Origin of the sequence: Pectobacterium nicotianae, from assembly GCF_023272715.1 — a bacterium.
Taxonomy (GTDB): domain Bacteria; phylum Pseudomonadota; class Gammaproteobacteria; order Enterobacterales; family Enterobacteriaceae; genus Pectobacterium; species Pectobacterium brasiliense.
Map to the genome: position 1 here is coordinate 1,676,826 of NZ_CP096821.1, position 18,084 is coordinate 1,694,909.

General features: G+C 56.4%; 13 protein-coding genes. 4 read left to right on the forward strand and 9 right to left on the reverse strand.

Annotated features, from left to right (window positions below; genetic code table 11):
* Positions 1-3 precede the first annotated feature (3 nt).
* On the reverse strand, positions 4-681 hold the full coding sequence (locus MYB54_RS07480; RefSeq protein WP_248721746.1) for an amino acid ABC transporter permease: 678 nt from the start codon (positions 679-681) through the stop codon (positions 4-6).
* Between the two features lie 150 nt (positions 682-831).
* On the opposite strand from MYB54_RS07480, the gene MYB54_RS07485 reads away from it, so the two are divergent.
* The gene (locus MYB54_RS07485; protein ID WP_248721958.1) at positions 832-2,241 is read left to right on the forward strand and encodes an MmgE/PrpD family protein; all 1,410 of its coding nucleotides are present in this window, start codon (positions 832-834) and stop codon (positions 2,239-2,241) included.
* A gap of 35 nt (positions 2,242-2,276) precedes the next feature.
* Here the strand turns inward: MYB54_RS07485 and MYB54_RS07490 are convergent, their stop codons facing one another.
* The 3 genes from MYB54_RS07490 to MYB54_RS07500 all read right to left on the reverse strand — a co-directional run bounded on the left by MYB54_RS07490 (position 2,277) and on the right by MYB54_RS07500 (position 5,337).
* Positions 2,277-3,110: a transporter substrate-binding domain-containing protein gene (locus MYB54_RS07490; RefSeq protein ID WP_014915956.1), complete on the reverse strand. Its 834-nt coding sequence runs from the start codon at positions 3,108-3,110 to the stop codon at positions 2,277-2,279.
* Positions 3,111-3,442: 332 nt separating this feature from the next.
* Positions 3,443-4,642: a sensor histidine kinase gene (locus MYB54_RS07495; RefSeq protein ID WP_205593568.1), complete on the reverse strand. Its 1,200-nt coding sequence runs from the start codon at positions 4,640-4,642 to the stop codon at positions 3,443-3,445.
* A gap of 5 nt (positions 4,643-4,647) precedes the next feature.
* Positions 4,648-5,337, reverse strand: coding sequence for a response regulator transcription factor (locus MYB54_RS07500; RefSeq protein WP_040043613.1), 690 nt, complete (start codon positions 5,335-5,337; stop codon positions 4,648-4,650).
* Between the two features lie 152 nt (positions 5,338-5,489).
* On the opposite strand from MYB54_RS07500, the gene MYB54_RS07505 reads away from it, so the two are divergent.
* Genes MYB54_RS07505 through MYB54_RS07515 form a run of 3 tightly spaced genes read left to right on the forward strand, consistent with a single transcriptional unit; the run spans position 5,490 to position 10,494 of the window.
* A complete protein-coding gene (locus tag MYB54_RS07505; RefSeq protein WP_248721747.1) occupies positions 5,490-6,305 on the forward strand; it encodes a MipA/OmpV family protein in 816 nt (271 codons plus the stop codon).
* Between the two features lie 26 nt (positions 6,306-6,331).
* Positions 6,332-7,414 (forward strand): efflux RND transporter periplasmic adaptor subunit, encoded by a 1,083-nt coding sequence (locus MYB54_RS07510; protein WP_039515300.1) that lies wholly within the window; start codon positions 6,332-6,334, stop codon positions 7,412-7,414.
* Positions 7,414-10,494: an efflux RND transporter permease subunit gene (locus MYB54_RS07515; protein WP_248721748.1), complete on the forward strand. Its 3,081-nt coding sequence runs from the start codon at positions 7,414-7,416 to the stop codon at positions 10,492-10,494. The genes MYB54_RS07510 and MYB54_RS07515 overlap by 1 nt, the downstream gene beginning before the upstream one ends.
* A 57-nt stretch (positions 10,495-10,551) precedes the next feature.
* Here MYB54_RS07515 and MYB54_RS07520 read toward each other — a convergent pair whose 3' ends face one another.
* From MYB54_RS07520 to MYB54_RS07540, 5 genes are all read right to left on the reverse strand, one after another.
* Positions 10,552-11,733 carry a mandelate racemase/muconate lactonizing enzyme family protein gene (locus tag MYB54_RS07520; protein ID WP_039285604.1) on the reverse strand — a complete coding sequence of 394 codons (1,182 nt, stop codon included), beginning with the start codon at positions 11,731-11,733 and terminating at the stop codon, positions 10,552-10,554.
* A gap of 41 nt (positions 11,734-11,774) precedes the next feature.
* Entirely contained in the window at positions 11,775-12,509 is a 735-nt protein-coding gene (locus MYB54_RS07525) for an alpha/beta fold hydrolase (RefSeq protein WP_014915949.1), read from the reverse strand.
* 197 nt (positions 12,510-12,706) lie between these two features.
* The gene (locus MYB54_RS07530; RefSeq protein ID WP_039275435.1) at positions 12,707-14,206 is read right to left on the reverse strand and encodes a SulP family inorganic anion transporter; all 1,500 of its coding nucleotides are present in this window, start codon (positions 14,204-14,206) and stop codon (positions 12,707-12,709) included.
* A 182-nt stretch (positions 14,207-14,388) separates the two neighbouring features.
* The gene (gene lepA / locus MYB54_RS07535) at positions 14,389-16,188 is read right to left on the reverse strand and encodes a translation elongation factor 4 (RefSeq protein ID WP_248721749.1); all 1,800 of its coding nucleotides are present in this window, start codon (positions 16,186-16,188) and stop codon (positions 14,389-14,391) included.
* Positions 16,189-16,462: 274 nt separating this feature from the next.
* Positions 16,463-17,767, reverse strand: coding sequence for a lytic murein transglycosylase (locus MYB54_RS07540; protein WP_248721750.1), 1,305 nt, complete (start codon positions 17,765-17,767; stop codon positions 16,463-16,465).
* Positions 17,768-18,084: the final 317 nt, after the last annotated feature.

Genomic DNA, 18,084 nt, shown 5'->3' on the forward strand with positions numbered 1-18,084 from the left:
TCCTTACGCGAGCCGACGGTCTGCCAGCGACAGCCGTTTCTCAATATGTTGACTGAACAGGCTAATCAGCAGCAGCAGGGTGAAATACATCACAGCCACCAGACTGTAGACTTCCAGCGGTCGGTAGGTTTGGCTGTTTATCTGCATTGCCTGATAAAGCAGCTCGCTGTAGGCCAGAGAGGACGCCAGCGATGTCGATTTGATGAGTTCAAACGAGCGCTCAATAAAGGGCGGGATCATCCGGCGTAACGCCTGCGGCAGAATAACCCGACGCAGCGCGGTTGATTTCGACATGCCCAGTGCTTTTGCCCCTTCCCATTGTCCCGCGTGAATAGAAGAGATCGCGCCACGGTAAACTTCGGCATAAAAGGCACCGGACTGTGCGGACAGCGCGATGACAGCGGCGGTAAAAGGCGAAAACGTTAAGGGCGTAATGACGGGCAGGGCGTAGTAAATCCAGAAAAAATGCACCAGCGCGGGCGTATTACGATAAAAGCCAATCAACATCGCGGCGGGCAGGCGCAAGAGCCGACGGGCCGACATTTTCATGGCGGCGAGCACCATGCCTGCCACCATCCCGATCAGGATGCTGGTAGCACCGATCTTTATCGTTCCCCATAGCCCCTCCAGCAGCAGCTGGTGATAGGGCCAGATGGCGGAAAAATCCCACTGATAAGACATAAAATAGCGCCCCTGGAAACAACCTAATTAGGAAATACGTTTCTTATTTTGTTAGAACCGATGCATCTTAGCAGGTCGAAAAAATGATAAATAAATAATAAAACGTGGTGCTAATATTCCTTTTATTTATAAAAGAATGGCGGAATGCCGATGCCTCACGCTGCTGAACTCCCTCTGACGTTGCGCCTCGCGACCTTTGCCCACCGACTGACGATTCAGGACATTCCCGCCGCGTTAAGACGAAAAATCGTGCTGCATTTTATCGACAGTCTGGGCTGCGGCATTGCCGGTGCGAGTAGCCAGGTAGTGCGGGATTGCGCGCGTGTCACCCGCCTGCACTATGCGGCGGGCAATTGCCCGGTATTGGATGGCGGCGCGCCGTTGGCGGCCATCGGCGCGGCGTTTTTGAATGCGGCAGCGATCAATGCGCTGGATTACGATGATGGTTATGAGGTTGCCGGACGCGGCATGGGGCACCCCGGCGCTTCGCTGGTTGCCGCCGCATTGGCGGCAGTCGGTACGCGTCCGATCGACGGCGAAACGCTGATCTGTGCGCTGGCTGCGGCGTATGAGATTAATGGCCGGATCATTCAGTCTCAGCAGCCGAGTCCGGCGCGTTTTCAGCAGGTTTATGGCGTGTGTCAGCACGAATCTATCGGGGCGGCAGTGGCCTACGGATTACTCGCAGGGTGTGATGCCGCAGGGTTAGAGAATGCCATCGGTCTGGCGGCGTCGCTGACGCCATTGCCCAGCTTGCACAAATATAACTGGCAGCAGCGACCGCTGGTTTCCTTTAAGGATTACAACGCGCCAGCCGCAGAAGCGGGCGTCCGTGGTGTCGAGCTACATCGCGGCGGGATTATAGGCCCAAGAGATGTGCTGTCCGGCGAGCAGGGATTCTGGCGCATGATGGGATCTGATCGCTTTGATGAAGCGGCATTGATTGCTGGCTTGGGAGAGGCGTGGGCGATCCAGCACGCCAGTTTTAAGGCGTATCCGGCCTGCCGCTGGATACATACCGCACTGGAATCCTTCGAACGCGTACAGCACGATCTGGCGCTGTCGCCGCAGGCTATTGATCGGATTCGGGTCAAAGGCAGCCAGAGGCTAGCCGCTGATTTCATGGATACACGACCGAAAAATGCGACAGATGCGCAGTTCAGTCTGCCGTTTGCTTTGGCCTGTCTGGCTTATCGGATTCCGCGCCATCGCTGGAGTGCGGACGACACCCTAACTAACCCGGAACTTCTGGCACTGGCCGATAAGGTTGACGTTGAGGTGTCTCCCGAACTCGAGCAGCTTATGGCGCAGGCGCGCCGGCCGGTGCTGCAGGTTGACGTTGTCACGCAGGGAAAGGTGGTGAGCGGTGAGCGCATTGCGTTTCCGCTGGGGTGCGCAGAACACCCGCTGGCGGAAAGCCGCATCATGGCGAAATTTGCGGAGAATCTCTCGTCCCGGCTTGCCCCAACAACGGTTGCGGAGGCAACGGCGGCGTTATCCGAACTGGAACACTGTCAGGATGTCGCCGCGCTGCTGACCCCGCTAATGCAGATGCCCTGACTCCGTTCAGGGCTGTCGCTTTAACCGTTTCCGACTTATTTCCAGTCTTCTTTAATGACCGACGGCACTTTGCTGACGTCCACGCCGCGCAGTTTGAGCGCCTGCTCATAGTAGTGCTGCGTCTTGCCGGATTGATACAGCTTGGCAAACTCGTCATTCAGGAAGTTATGGAAGGTCTGATCGGCTTCTTTACGGATTGCCCCGCTGGTGCTGACTTCAATAATCGGCTTCGGCAGAATCAGATTGCCCTTGCCGACTTTAGCCTGTTGCAGCGCCAGAGCAGGGTGGAAATAGGACAGCGCATCGACCCGACCCGCATAGAACGCGGCCACGCCTTCATCCATATTCGGGAAACGCACCAGCTGCGCTTTTGGCAGACGTTTGGTCAGAATCAGGTCCGGGCTGGAGCCCAGCGTGACGCCGATTTTAACATCTTCCCGATTGAGGTCGTCCCAGTTGGTCACCGTAATGCCATCACGAATCAACACGCCTTGCGCATACCAAAAGAAGGGTTGCTCAGGAAAATCGACCGCTTTTTTCCGCTCTTCCGTTGGGTCGAGCACCAGCATGGTATCGATCTGACCAGTCTGTAAGGCGGCGATGGCATTACCCCAGGTGGTTTCCACCGTCACCAGCTTGACCCCCAGATCGTTTGCCAGCTCTTTACCGATGTTATAGCCGATGCCATCCCATTCGCCGGTTGATGGATTTTTAAAATACCAGGGTTCGCCCTGTGCCACGCCGATGCGTAACTCACCGGTCTGTTTGATGTGTTGCCATGTCGAGGTTTGTGTGTCGGCGGCCTGGCTGAAAAAGGAGGCGCTAATCAGCGTGATCGCCATGAATACCTGGTGAAGTGAACGTTTCATTATCATTACCTTGGTGATTGAGTTTTAATCGAGGCGATATATTTCGCTCATGCAGAGTAGCGAAATACTTATAGCGAAATTAGTTCTTTTCGCCTTATCTCATTCCAGATAAATATAACGATTCATTGAGAGAAAAATCACGCTGGCGTACGGTCTGCCTCGCGGTAGGGCGCGGCGTCTGGGGTTGTCTTGTTTATCTCATCAGGTAGTCGATGAATGTGGCCGCTATTTTCCTTGCTTTCCCCCTGCGGCAGGGCATAGCAATAATTTCGCTATGCTTTTTAACTATTGGCAATTACTAATCATGCACCGTTCTTTCAGGTACTGTTCTTTCAGGTACGACGAGGCAGCGTCATTATGATGACAAGTCCGCCGTTCTTGCCGTGTTCTGCATAAATAGTGCCGCCATGTGCGGTGATAATGGCTGAGGCGATGGATAGCCCCAGCCCGCTGCCGCCGGAGTGTCGTCCGCGGGAATGCTCGGCGCGCCAGAAACGGTCAAAAAGCAGGGGCAGCGATTCTGGCTCAATGCCCGGCCCGCGATCGGAGACGGTAATCTGCCAGCACGGCGTGTTTTCACGTAGCGTCGTTTCACGTACATCAACCGCCAGATAGCCGCCATCGCTGGCGTAACTTAAGGCATTCTCAATCAAAATCGAGAACACCTGTCCTAACCGTTCGCGGTCCGCAAGGCAAAAGTCGCTTTGTTCGATATGCGTATGCGTCTGGAAGCCAGCTTGTTCTAGCTGTGGTCGATACCAGGTTAGTCGCTCGGTGATGAGTTCGTCGAAGTAGAAAGGGGTCTGGACCAGTTGCAACTGTCCGGCTCTGGCGAGTGACAGGAAGTGCAGATCCTGAATGACGTGATTGAGCTGTTCGAGCTGTTTGATGACCATCGTCAGCTGTGTTTTATCACGCGGGAAGACGTCATCAAGCATGCCCTGAACGCGGCCCATCGCCGCATTTAACGGCGTACGCAGTTCATGGGCCAGCGCCGCGCTGGATTCGCGCAGTTCCCGTTCGTAGCGCTCCAGCTGTGCGGTCATGTTGTTAAAGTCGTCCGCCAGCGTTACCAGCTCCATCGGTGCCTGCTCGACAAGCGGCGTGCGGGTATCGAATTTCCCTTGAGCGACGTCGCGTGCGGCGCTGGCAATATTGGAAAATTGCTGTGACAGCGGTCGCGCGCGCCACAGCACCACGACCACCATGGTGGGTAGAGCGATCAGCACCATAATTGCCAACACCAGCCAGTCGCTGCTGGCAATATTCGGCACAAAGAAATCCGGGCCGTAATACTGATTGATAATCTGCTGGTAGCGAGGATTACCGTAATCTTCCTGTTTGCTTAACTGTTGAAACTCAGCCCGCACAGCGTCCGGCATCTGCTGTTCGACGTAGACATTGTTGACGGCGAAGCGCAGCCACATCAGGGTAGCGATGATGAGCAGGGTTGCGAGCAGCAGAGAAATGATGCGAAAGCATAGCCAGCGCCACAGCGACATTTTTTCTGACAGAAAGATCGATTTTTTCATCTGGTTCACCGGAATCGATAGCCGACGGAGCGGACGGTGACGAGCACATTGATGATGTCGTACTGATTGAGCTTCTTCCTGAGGTTGTGAACGTGGGTATCCACCACACGCTCCAGCGCGTCGCTTTCCGGCAGGCTGGCTTCCAGCAGTTCACCACGGGTAAAGGCGCGGTTTGGCGCTTTGAGCAGCGTCACCAGAATGTTGAATTCGGTCGGCGTCAGATCGAGCACCACGGATTCGGATGGCGATAGCGCGATGCTTGCTGTGACAGAGGTCGGGTCAACGGATAAATTTTCGAATGTCAGGATCGCCTCTTCCCGAATGGCGTAGCCAGTGCGTCGCAGTACGGCCTGTACGCGGGCCACCACTTCCTGCGGATTATAGGGCTTGACGACATAATCATCCGCGCCGTAGCGCAGCGCGCCGATCCTTTCCGGTTCGTCACCGATGGCGGTGACCATAATCACTGGAATATTACTGCGCTGCCGCAGGGCGGACAGCACCTCAGAGCCATTCATCTTCGGCAACATCACATCCAGCAAAATCAAATCGGGTTTACTGGTCAGCGCCATGTGCAGACCTTTTTGTCCATCAGACGCGATAGAAACCTGATAGCCATCGCGTCGCAGATAAGCTTCGAGCACGCTGGCGGCGTCCATGTCGTCTTCAATAATTAACACCCGTTTTTCTGCCATCGCACCCTCTTGATGAAATCTTAAAAAACCACAAAGCGTTTCTTGACTAAACGTCAGCATAATCCGCCGCGACGCTGAAAAGCCAACACCAATCACGCTGCGCCTGTCGGGAAACGTCACGGTGCAAGATTACCGCGTAAAAGAGGGGATGTATGAACATAACAAAAATTATTTTATCCACCAGCTTGTCTGCTATCGCGCTATCTGGCACGGCATTCGCCGCGGAGCCAGAAGTATCATTGCCCTCGCTCTTGGGTGACCACACGGATGTGACCGTGGGTGTCGCCGTCCTGAATGCACCGCGCTATATGGGGAGCAAAAATCGTCAAACCACCGCGCTGCCTGTGCTGACCGTTCAGCGCGGCCCACTCTATTTCGATTCCACACGCGGTATTGGCTGGCAATACCAGTCGCCTTCCGGTTTCTATTTGGATCATGCGATTGGCTACGACCTGGGAAGGGATGACAAAAACAGCCAGTGGCGCGCAGGCTCAAACCGACTGAAAGGAATGGGCAAGGTGAAAGGCGCGGTAACGACCACCGTAACGGCGGGGTATCAGTTTGCGCCGTGGCTGGCGCTGGAAGCGAGCGGCGAATTTGCGCTGAGTGAGACAAAAAGGGGAAACCAGTACCGCGTCGGAGCAAAGAGCACGGTATGGCAGTCCGTGGAAAAAGACGATGTGCTGGCGCTGTCGGCGGACGTGCTGATGGGGGATGCCCGCTTTAATCAAACCTACTATGGCGTGACGCCGCAGCAGAGTCTTCGCTCTGGGTTCGCGGCCTATCATGCAGGAAAAGGCATTTACGGCTATGCGCTGGGGGCGAACTGGACGCATCAATTTAGCCCCGCCTGGTCAACGAACGTCGGGGTGACCTCAACCTGGCTCACTGACAAGGTTGCCGATAGTCAGGTGGTGGAACGCCGGAATGATACCAGCGCCACGCTGGCCGTTCTGTATGCGTTCTGATGTTATCTGATGAGTGAGAGGATGCGATGATGGTCAGTCGTTTTGCCTTCTGTCTGCTGTCAGCGCTGCTGCTTAGCGGCTGCGACAGCGCCGATGATTTACCTGCGTCGCCGCCCGTCAGGCCGGTGAAAACGCTGGTGGTTATGCCTGCGATGAACCGGGAACCCGTGACGTTAACGGGGGAAGTTCGCCCACATGAAGAAACGGCGTTAGGTTTCCGGCTGGATGGCCGCATCCTTAATCGTCTGGTGGATGTGGGGGCGTCGGTGAAGCGGGGTGATGTGATTGCGACGCTCGATGCGCGCGACAGTGAAAATCAGCTGCGCAGCGCGCAAGCGGATTTAGCCAGCGCCATCTCGGCGGAACGGCTGGCGAAAAGCAACTTTTCCCGCATGAAGGCGCTGGCGCCGGGCGGGGCGATTGCGCGGGTACAGCTTGATGAAGCGCAGGCAAACTGGGACGCAGCGGCTTCCCGTCGTGAAAGCGCGCAGGCGACGGTGAAAGGTGCGCAGGAGCGCTTCGGCTACACGCAACTCACGGCCGCGCAGGACGGCGTCATCACGACGGTCAGCGCCAATCCCGGTCAGGTAGTGAGCGCCGGACAAGAGGTGGTGAAGCTCGCCTCTCTGGGCGGACGCGACGCGGTGTTTGACGTACCGGAGCGTCTGGTCAATCAGTCACTTGCCTCGCGCGTTATCCGCGTTTCGCTGCTGTCTGAGCCGAACGTTCAGGCTGAGGGACGCGTGCGGGATATCAGTCCGCAGGCCGATCCCGTTACGCGAACGTTCAGAGTGAGAGTCACGTTAACCTCGCCGCCCGCTGCGATGGTATTGGGTGCCAGCGTGAATGGCGCGATACAGCAGTCCGATGCGGCCGTTATTGAGCTGCCAGCTTCTGCGCTCACCCGGCAGGGCGATCAACCTGCTGTCTATGTCGTGAATTCTGCGACTCAGACGGTACGTTTACAGCCAGTTACCGTTGCCCGCTATAGCGACACGGCGATCTTCCTTTCCGGGGGACTGGAACAGGGCGATCGCGTCGTGATCGCCGGCGTCAGCAAGCTACGGCCGGATGAAAAAATTCGGCTGGATGAAGAGGGGCGTCGCTAATGGCACAAGAACCGCAATCGGCGGCACGCTTTAACCTGTCCGCCTGGGCATTAGCGCATCAGCAACTGGTCGCCTTTATGATGCTGGTGATTATGGCGGCGGGCGTGATGAGCTATCAACGTTTGCCTCGCAACGAAGATCCGGCGTTTACTATCAAGTCCGCGGTGGTGTCTGCCGCCTGGCCGGGCGCGACGGTGGGCGATACGGTCAATTTCGTCACCGATAAGCTGGAGAAAAAATTACAGGAAACGCCGTACCTCGATTATGTCGAGAGCTACACCCGAGCCGGGGAGTCGGTCGTTTTCGTTAACCTGCGTGATGACACGCCGCCGTCTGCCGTGCCGAATATCTGGTATACGGTGCGTAAGAAAATGACGGACATTTCCAGCTCACTTCCCGATGGGGTCAGTCCGCCCGCCGTTAATGACGAGTTTGATGATACGTTTGGGACGATTTATGGCTTCACTGCCGAGGGATTCTCGCCGCGAGAGCTGCGCGATCGCGTGGAGGATATTCGTTCGGCGTTACTGAGCGTACCGGATGTCGGTAAGGTCGACATGCTGGGGGTGGAAGAAGAGCAGATTGTGGTGACGTTTTCTCCCCGACGTCTCGCCGGATTAGGGATTGATGCACAGCAGGTTATCGATTCGCTGAAAGCGCAGAATGCGGTCACGCCTGCCGGTATTATTCGCACCGACGATGAGAAGATCGCCGTGCGCGTCAGCGGGGCGTTTACCTCCGAGCAAAGCCTGCGTCAGATTACGTTGCGCATCGGCAGCAAGTTTGTTCCGCTGGTTGATATCGCCACGATTAACCGTGAAACGGCCGAGCCGCCGTCGCCGACGTTTCGGGTGAATGGCGAGAAGGCCATTGGGCTAGCGATCTCGATGGCTCCCACCGGCAACATGCTCACTTTCGGTCAGGCGATTCGCGACAAAATGAATACGCTCTCTGCGCAACTACCGCATGGGATCGAAATGACGCGTGTGGCCGATCAGGCCGAGGTGGTGAAAGGTGCGGTCGGCGGCTTCGTGAAAGTGCTGCTGGAAGCCGTTGCCATTGTTCTGGCGGTGTCGTTTGTGTCGCTCGGCAGCCGCGCCGGACTCGTGGTGGCCGCCTCTATCCCGATTGTGCTGGCAATGACCTTTATTGGTATGGAAATCACCGGTATCGGGCTACAGCGCATTTCGCTGGGGGCGCTGATTATCGCGCTGGGGCTGCTGGTGGATGATGCCATGATTACGGTGGAAGCGATGGTGTCACGGCTGGAGCAGGGCTGGGATCGCAAACGCGCGGCGGCCTGGGCCTATGAAAGCACGGCATTTCCGATGCTGACGGGGACGCTGGTGATGATCGCCGGATTTATTCCGGTGGGGTTTGCTGCATCCAGCGCGGGGGAATACTGCTTTTCGCTCTTTGTCGTGGTTTTGATTTCGTTGCTGAGTTCCTGGATTGTCGCGATTCTCTTTTCGCCGCTGCTCGGTGTCTGGCTGTTGCCAAAAACGTTTAGCCACCATCATGACGAGCCGGGACGGTTGGGACGCATGTATCGCCAGTGGCTCCAGCACGCGTTGGCGAACCGGGGAATGACGCTGGTTATCACTCTCATTCTTCTGGTTATTTCGCTGTTTGGCGCTACCCGACTGGAGGGCGAGTTTTTTCCTGCATCCGACAGGCCGGAGCTGCTGGTTAGCCTGACGCTACCGGCGAATGCCTCACAGGAGGCGACGGAAACGCAGGCGAAACGGCTGGAAGCCGTGCTGAAAAACGATCCCGATGTTGACCATTTTTCTACCTATGTGGGGTCGGGCGCGGTGCGGTTTTATCTCCCGATGGATGTCTTGCTGAGCCACGAAAATATCGCGCAGCTGGTGGTGGTGGCAAAAAATCTGGAGGCGCGGGATGCGCTGTCAGCACGGTTGAATCAGGTGCTGGAGCGGGATTTTAGTAACATCGTCGCTCGGGTATCGGCACTGGAACTCGGGCCGCCAGTGGGCTGGCCGCTTAAATACCGGGTGGCGGGACCGGATAGTCAACGTGTACGCGACATCGCGCAGGGGCTTGCCAGTCTGGTAGGGAAGCAAGCCGACGTTCGTGAGGTGAATCTGACGGCGGGTGAACCTGAACGCACGGTGAACGTGGTGCTGAATCAGACGGAAGCCCGCGCCGTTGGCATCAGTTCGCAGGATGTGGCGAGTATGCTGGCGGCGATATTTTCCGGTTCGACGCTGACGTCGGTACGCGATGGCAATCGGCTGGTGGACGTGGTGATTCGCGGCACGCCGCAGGAGCGTAGAGACGTTGCGACGATCGCCAATCTGCAAATCCCGATTGCGGAGGGGCGCTCCGTCCCGCTGGGGCAGATTGCTACCGTGGCGTATGGCGTTGAGGATCCGATTATCTGGCGGCGTCAGCGCGAACCGTTTATTACGGTACAAATGGATGTCGCACCGGGTGTGCGGGCACCTGCGCTGTCTGAAAAACTGGCACCCGACATTGAACGCTATCGTGCCGCGTTACCGGAGGGTTATCACATCACGGAAGGCGGCGTTGCGGAGGAATCCGACAAGGGCAATGACTCCGTGTACGCGGTGCTGCCGGTGACGCTGTTGGTGATGCTGGTGCTGTTAATGATTCAGCTACAGCGTATTTCCCGCATGGTGCTGGCATTCCTGACCGCGCCGTTTGGCCTGATTGGTATTGTCGCGGCCATGCTGCCGACGGGTACGCCGATGGGGTTTGTGGCGCTGCTGGGGGCGATTGCGCTGGCGGGGATGATCATTCGTAATGCGGTGATTCTGATTGGTGAGGTCGATCTGAACGTGAAAAACGGACAGCCTGCGACGGAGGCGATCGTGAATGCGGCCAGCCATCGCTCACGTCCGATTATACTGACGGCGCTGGCGGCGATTCTCGGCATGATCCCGATTGCGCATCAGGTGTTTTGGGGGCCGATGGCGTACGCGATTATCGGCGGGCTGATGGTGGCGACGCTGCTGACATTGCTTGCCCTGCCTGCGGCGCTGAGTCTGCTTATGCAGTGGGAAGGGCGGAAAATGGCAAATCAGACACCGCCTTAAGATCAACACGGGAGGTCGTGGCGCGATATCTGGTCGCCACGGCCTGCCGAAACGCGGTTATTGATCGACGACGGAACCGTCGACGTGCAGTCGGGTTTTCAGGCCGCGACGGCGATAAGGGAAGCGATTCTCCAGATCGTCTGCCAGCTCGATACCGATGCCGGACTGCGTCGGGATCTCCATGAAGCCATCCACGCATTTGAAGGTGTTCTTCACCACGTCTTTCTTCCGCACGCCGTTCTCTACACCGGTCGCACCAAATTTTTCCGACAGCGCCGGTTGGTCATCTCCCGGATATTCCAGCAGCGCGAAGTTGGGAATGCTGACGGCGATCTGCAAACAGGCGGCGGTAGACACTGGGCTAAGCGGGTTATGCGGCACCACCATCAAATCGTTGGCTTCTGCCAGCGCGGCCACTTTTTTCGCACCGGTAATCCCGCCGCACATGCAGACGTCAGGGCGCACATAGGCGACGGCGTTGCGGCGAATCAGCATCGCGAACTCTTGTGGATTATTCAGGCGTTCACCGGTGGCGATAGGAATATTGATTTTGTCGGCCACTTCCGCCATTGAATCGAAGTTATCTGCGCCGATAGGGTCTTCAATAAAATAGGGATAAAACGGTTCAATGCCGCGAGCGAACACCACGGCATCGGCGGGTTTCAGACGACGGTGGACTTCGATACACAGATCGACATCGTTACCAACCGCTTCCCGATAAAGGCCGATGCGCTCGATGGCTTCGCCGATCTCTTTGGCGTGAGTAGTGAAATAGGGGGTATCGCGCGATTCATCCAGAAAAGGCGTCAAATGACCAATCGCGGTGAAGCCGTCTGCTTTGGCCTGTTTCAGGTTGGCGATGGTTTCTTCGGTAGTGCGACCACCCGCGTGGGCATAAACGCGGGCTTTGTCGCGGCAGCGTCCGCCCAGCAGGTTATAAACCGGCGTATCGTAATACTTGCCTGCGATATCCCACAGGGCGATATCGATGGCGCTAATCGCACCCATGATGGCGGCACCGCGGAAATGCCAGCAGCGGTACATATACTGCCAGTGATGTTCAATACGCAGCGGGTCTTGCCCAATCAGATACGTGCGCAATGCCTCGACGGCACCTTTAGAGGCATCGAGAAATCCCCAGGCACCGGATTCGCCAATGCCCGTCAGCCCCTCGTCAGTGGTGACCTCAACAAACATATATCGATTCGCGAGAATCACGCGCACGTCGGTAATTTTCATCAACCCTTTCCTTAAGTTAGCCTGCTTAGGATTGAGTCTAATCACAGAGGCGTGCGCGTTGTCAACGATGATGTCAGTAGCGTGGTGAGCGCGTCAGGCGCATCGATCATCGCATCGTGGTCGCTGTCGAGCGTGAGAAAACGCCAGGTTGGATCGGTTTGGGCACGCTGTATCGAGGTGGTGAGATAGTTGCCTGCCGCACGAGTGCAGCGGATGTAGGTCTTTTTAAGCGTCGGTGGCGCGGGCGGTAAGGCTATCGGTTCAAAATAGGTATTCACCGGCTGCGGCGTCAGGCGGGCATCGACCCAGTCGCGATCCGCCTCATTCACGCCAAACAGCAGCGATGGAAGCGCAGGGATGTGCCATGTGGGATCGCGCGCCGCCTGCGTCTGGTAGGCTGCGATGAGATCGGGAGCGTGGTCCAGCAACTTCTCACCCGGCGCGGGTAAAAATGCGTCCAGCAGGATCAGGTGACTCACGATGTCAGGCAAGTGGTACGCGGCAGCCGTCGTGGGAAACCCGCCGTAGCTGTGGCCGACCAGTGTGACGTTATGCCAGCCCTGTTGCTGAATAGCGGCGATAATGTCGTTAATGTGGGTGGAGAGGTTAATGCCGCGTGAGAGCGCGTCACGGCGTTCTGCCAGCCCCGTCAGCGTCGGGGCAGTGGCGGCGAAACCCGCAGCATTAAGCCGTTCGGTCACTCGCGACCAGCACCAGCCGCCGTGCCAGGCACCGTGTATCAATACGAAGTGGGTGGACGGTGTATCAGCGGACATCGCCATTCTCTGATGCGCTAGCTAATATGTGGGAGCTTTCTTGCGGAATAAGTGTTGCAGGCATGCTTTCCTCCTTTCTATGAGGAAATAAGATAAAGCATCTGCCCGTCACGCTTTAGTTTGATTCCTGGTATTCATATCCACAGAAGAGATATACCGACATTTTCCCTTGGCCGTAGCCAAGGGAATGGACGTGATTAGAGATGCCCGGACAGGCGCTGGTGAATTTTGGTGCTATGGGTATCCAGCCCGATAATCGTGACCTTCGCATCGTAGCGATGATAGCGGGTTTCAATCGCGTCAAGTGCCGCCACGCTGGAGGCATCCCAGATTTGGGCGTGCGTCAGATCGATGGTGACGTTTTGCGGGTCTTGCGCATAAAGAAAGTGCTCGAAGAGATCGTTGCTGCTGCCGAAGAACAGCGGCCCGCGCACGGTGTAGTGCACCGACTGCCCGTCTTCGCTCACCTGACGCTCTGCGTGAATGACGTGCGCCACGCGGCGGGCAAACAGCAGGATGGCAAAGATCACGCCGCCCGCCACGCCGATAGCGAGGTTCCCCGTCGAGACGGTCGCGACAACCGTCACGATGACCACCAGCGTTTCCGACAGCGGCATACGCTTCAGCGTCGTCGGGTGCAGGCTGTGCCAGTTCATCGTTTTCAGCGCGACGATCATCATAATGCCCGCCAGCACCACCATCGGAATCTTCGTCATGATTTCGCTCAGCCCGGTCACCAGCAGCAACAGCACCAGCGCGGCGGCGAGGGTGGAAATGCGCGTGCGCGCTTTGCCTAGCTCCACGTTGACGACGGTCTGCCCGATCATCGCACACCCCGCAATGCCGCCATAAAACCCAGCGAAGAGATTGGAAATGCCCAGCCCCCAGCATTCGCGACGCTTGCTGGACGGCGTATCCGTGATGTCGTCGACCAGTTTGGCGGTTAACAGCGATTCCATCAGCCCGACAAAGGCAATACTCAGCGCGGTCGGCCAGATGATGTGCAGCGTTTCAAGATTGAACGGCACCAGCCACTGGGTGAAACCCGGCAATCCGGGCTGCATGGGGCCAGCATCGCCGACGTTAGGCACCGTGATGCCGGTAAACATGGCAATCGCGGTCACCGTCACAATGGCAACCAGCGGCGCGGGAATGCTTTTCACCACATAAGGCAGCAGCAGAACAATCGCGAGCGTCAGCGCAAACAGCAGCCAGACGAGCGAGGATTGCCCGTAAATATGCGGCACCTGCGCGGCAAAAATCAGGATGCCCAGCGCATTGACGAAACCGATCATTACCGAACGGGGGATATAGCGCATCATCCTCGCCAGTCCTGCCAATCCAAACAGAATCTGAACGATCCCTGCCATGATCACCGCAGGCAAAATATAGGCCACGCCGTGTGCGTGTACCATCGGGCCAATAACCAGCGCTACGGCACCTGCCGCCGCCGTAACCATCGCCGGTCTGCCACCGAGAAAAGACATGGTGAAACACAATACGATGGAGGCGAACAGGCTGACTTTGGGATCAACCCCCGCAATGATGGAAAAGGAAATCACCTCTGGGATAAGCGCCAGTGCGGTGATGGTGCCCGCCAAAACCTCGCGCATCAGCAGCGAGGGCGAGCGTAATACAGCAAGCGTTGACGTGGCAGAGGGCGCTGACGTCGGCGTTGCGTCGGGTGATGAGATCATAGGTGCAGGCTCTTACTTTTTCTTATTTATCGGTCGATGACGAAAGGCGGGAGAGGATAAATTATCGGCAGTATAAAAGATACTGTCCGTCATCGGCAGGCAAGGAAAAGTCAGTAGGAAAACGAAGGGGCGGCTAACGCGTCGCCTTATCCGCCCGCTCGTTGTGTTTTCTCCGTCAGGAATTAGGAATCAATCGCCAGAATGGCCATAAACGCTTCGCGTGGAATGTCTCGTTTTGAGAACCCAACGTTGTGCTTTTTATTTTCCCGCTGTTTACGGATCAGTCGCTGTTTCTGCGACAGGCTGCCCTGAAAACCCTGCGCCAATGCGCTTTTGCGCAGCGGGGGAATATCTTCGCGCGCGATAACGCGATTACCGATTTTTGCCTGAGCAGGAACGGGGTACAGCTTGCGCGGAATCACGTACTTCAACGCTTTCACGATCTCGGTTGCCCGCGCCCATGCCTTATGACGGGCGATAATGAAGGAAAAAGCATCGATCAACTGGCTATCGAGGTAGATGTCGCAGCGTACTAAATCGGAACGCCGGTAGCGACCGGGTTCATAATCCAGCGTGGCATAGCCTTGTGTGAGCGATTTCAGGGCATCAAAAAAGCCGAAGATCATCTCGTTGAGCGGCAGCTCCCAGTGTAAGGTCACGCTGCCGTTATCGAGATATTGCATGTCGATAAACTCCCCACGGCGCGAGGCGCAGTACTCCATCAACGTGCCGACGTAGGCGTCCGGTGTGTTAATTGTGCAGATAACATAGGGTTCTTCGACGAAGTGCAACACGTCCTCTCCGGGGAAATGTGCCGGATTATCGATCGTCAGGCATTGGCCGTTATGTAACGTGACGCGGTATTCCACGCTGGGCGCGGTGGCAATCACGGAGATGCCGTATTCGCGCCTGAGCCGTTCACGAACAATATCCATATGTAACATCCCAAGAAAACCACAGCGGAAACCGGCACCCAGTGAGGCGGAAACATCGGGAATCCAGTGCAACGCCGCATCGTTAAGTGACAGCTTATTCATGGCGTTACGCAAGCCTTTTAGATCGTCGTCCGCATCGGGATAGAGCCCAGAAAACACCATCGGCTTCATGTCCTGATAGCGAGCAACCGGCTCTGTCGCGGGGTGTTCGGCTGACGTCAGCGTATCGCCCACCCGGATGGCGGCGGCGTCTTTCAGTCCCGCCGCGAGATAACCGACTTCACCGTTTTCTAACGCGGTACAAGGTTGACGATGGGGGAAAAAAGCGCCGGTTTCGGTGACCTCAAAACGTGTTCCTGATGACATGAAACGTAGCGTTGCACCAGCCTGAATACTGCCATCCACCACGCGTACATGCATGATGGCCCCCTGATAGGGATCGTAATGTGAATCAAACACCAGCGCGCGCAGCGGGGCATCGGCGAACCCTGTTGGTGCAGGGAAATGGTGGGCAATTGCGTCCAGTACCTCGGCCACGCCCTCACCGGTTTTGGCAGAGACCGTCAGCACGGTGCTGATATCCAGCGAGGGAATCGTCGCCAACTGCTGCATCACCTGCGGTACGTTAGCCTGTGGGCTGTCGATTTTGTTCAGGACGGGCAGAATAGTCAGCCCTTGCTGTCGTGCGAGATTGAGGTTGGCGATTGTCTGTGCCTGAACGCCCTGTGTGGCGTCGATCAGAAGAATCGCACCGTCACAGGCGGCGAGACTGCGGGAGACTTCTGCAGAAAAATCGACGTGCCCCGGCGTATCCACCAGATTGAACTGATACTGCTGACCTTTCTCATCCCGATAACTCATGCGCACGGTTTGCAATTTGATGGTGATGCCGCGTTCCCGTTCTATCTCCATTGAATCCAGCAGCAGTTCACGCATGTCACGTTGGGCGACGGTTGCAGTCAGTTCGATAAAGCGGTCGGCGAGGGTGGATTTGCCATGATCGACATGGGCAATAATGCAGAAATTACGAATTTGAGGTGTACACATAGAAAAGGCCTTTCACATCATGATGTCTGGCTCGGTATCGCGTGTGACGTTGAGAACAGACAGAGAAATTCGCGCTGAAAAAATCCAGCGAAGATGAAAATCAAAAGATGTAAAAGTGAATAGCCGCCGCGATGATAGCGCGTTTTATTTTGCGGCGGCAAGTCATGATGCTGATGTGGGTGGTTCCCCGAAAATGATTGCTCGATTGACGGCATTCCGCCGCCAGTCGTGTGCCATGCGCTCGGCGATACCCGCTCACATTGAGCGCCCGTGTTTACTGGCAGCGCAGCCTGTCAAGCAAGGCATGGTCGGGGTAGCCATCCGGCGGTAACCCTTCCTGTTGCTGGTAAGTGCGGATCGCCTGCGTGGTGCCGCGGCCAATGTTGCCGTCAATCGCGCCCTGATAGAGCTGTTTTTCCTGTAACAGAATTTGCAGCGCCTCGCGTTCTTTGCGTGTTAACGGCGTTTCCTGCCGCGGCCAAGGTTTGCGTACCGGCGTATCGTGCTGGTAGTTATCCGACAGCAAGCCGACAGTAAGTGCATAGGAAACGTCATTGTTATACCGCAGAATGGCGCGGAAATTACCCATCACCAGAAACGCCGGGCCATTCTTCCCTGTCGGCAGCAATATCGAGGCTTTCTCCGAAGACAGCGCTGCCAGATCTCTGGGCACCGCGGCTTTTATCCCGAGCGCCTGCCAGTCAGCGACGGTTTTCTGGTTATCCATACCGGAAAGAGAATAATCAAAACCGGTGGGCAGATTCACTTCAAACCCCCAAGGGACGCCCGCCTTCCATTTAGCCTGCTGCATATAGTTTGCCACCGACGCCAGCGTGTCTGGGAAAGAGGTCCAGATATCCGGGTGACGATCGCCATCAAAATCAACGGCATATTGCAGGTAAGAGGTCGGTATAAACTGAGGCATCCCCATTGCTCCGGCCCAGGATCCTTTTATTTGCTCTGGCCGCGCATTGCCGTTTTGAATCATACGCAACGCCGCAATCAGATTCTGCCGGTTAAACGCGCGACGATAATTGTAGTAATCCAGCGTGGCCAGTGAGCGGATGACCGCTTTGTCGCCGGTATTGGCACCATAATGACTTTCAATGGAGAGAAAGGCGAACAGCAGTGGCGGATCCACCTGATAGCGCTGATTGATGCGCGTCAAGACGTCCGCGTATTGCTTAAGCAGCGTTTTCCCCTGCGCAATATTTTCCGGCGTGATCCGCTGTTCAAGGTAGGTCCACACAGGGGTGACCAACTCAGGCTGTTTTTGTGTGGCGGCTACCACGTCGGTGTCCGGCGTCAGATCGGCCAACGCGTTATCAAAGGTATCTGCCGTGATTCCCTGAGAAAGTGCCGCCTGGCGCAGCTCCGCTTTCCATTGCTCCATGCTTTTGTCGGGTACGGGGAGACCCGTGGACGTGTCAGTGACGCCGTGCGATTGTAGTAACCCGCTAATATCTTTGCATTCACGAGGCGTGTGAGCGCATGAACTCAACACACCGGAACCGATCATCAACACCATGACTCTCGACATCACCAGTATGGATGATGCCTGCGTTCTGTTATTGACCATGTGACTGTTCCATAAGAGAGATACCCATCACACCGCAGCTCGAATGATTTAGGGTATAGAGACGTATCGAAAGCAGGCCCGTAACATCACAACCGAATCATCGTTGTCGGGCACCACCATGAAATCGTGCAACCTCTCTTAGAGTAATAATGCAGCAACACGTCAGAATATACAGACAACCCTCGACACAAGTGTCACTAACCACACTCATCCGTAAGCATTACTTCTGTTTTCGTAACGGCGTATTGCCGCAGGCTTTGCTCCCCGCCGCGACACCTCGTTTAGTGTTGCGGTGTCCACCTTTTGAATGATCTCAG

Excerpts from the sequence above, each read along its gene's own strand:
- MYB54_RS07505 (WP_248721747.1), top strand. The coding sequence starts at position 5,490 with ATGAACATAACAAAAATTATTTTATCCACCAGCTTGTCTGCTATCGCG.
- MYB54_RS07515 (WP_248721748.1), top strand. The coding sequence starts at position 7,414 with ATGGCACAAGAACCGCAATCGGCGGCACGCTTTAACCTGTCCGCCTGG.
- MYB54_RS07520 (WP_039285604.1), bottom strand. The coding sequence starts at position 11,733 with ATGAAAATTACCGACGTGCGCGTGATTCTCGCGAATCGATATATGTTT.
- MYB54_RS07510 (WP_039515300.1), top strand. The coding sequence starts at position 6,332 with ATGATGGTCAGTCGTTTTGCCTTCTGTCTGCTGTCAGCGCTGCTGCTT.
- MYB54_RS07530 (WP_039275435.1), bottom strand. The coding sequence starts at position 14,206 with ATGATCTCATCACCCGACGCAACGCCGACGTCAGCGCCCTCTGCCACG.
- MYB54_RS07540 (WP_248721750.1), bottom strand. The coding sequence starts at position 17,767 with ATGGTCAATAACAGAACGCAGGCATCATCCATACTGGTGATGTCGAGA.
- MYB54_RS07490 (WP_014915956.1), bottom strand. The coding sequence starts at position 3,110 with ATGAAACGTTCACTTCACCAGGTATTCATGGCGATCACGCTGATTAGC.
- MYB54_RS07500 (WP_040043613.1), bottom strand. The coding sequence starts at position 5,337 with ATGGCAGAAAAACGGGTGTTAATTATTGAAGACGACATGGACGCCGCC.
- MYB54_RS07480 (WP_248721746.1), bottom strand. The coding sequence starts at position 681 with ATGTCTTATCAGTGGGATTTTTCCGCCATCTGGCCCTATCACCAGCTG.
- MYB54_RS07495 (WP_205593568.1), bottom strand. The coding sequence starts at position 4,642 with ATGAAAAAATCGATCTTTCTGTCAGAAAAAATGTCGCTGTGGCGCTGG.
- lepA (WP_248721749.1), bottom strand. The coding sequence starts at position 16,188 with ATGTGTACACCTCAAATTCGTAATTTCTGCATTATTGCCCATGTCGAT.
- MYB54_RS07525 (WP_014915949.1), bottom strand. The coding sequence starts at position 12,509 with ATGTCCGCTGATACACCGTCCACCCACTTCGTATTGATACACGGTGCC.
- MYB54_RS07485 (WP_248721958.1), top strand. The coding sequence starts at position 832 with ATGCCTCACGCTGCTGAACTCCCTCTGACGTTGCGCCTCGCGACCTTT.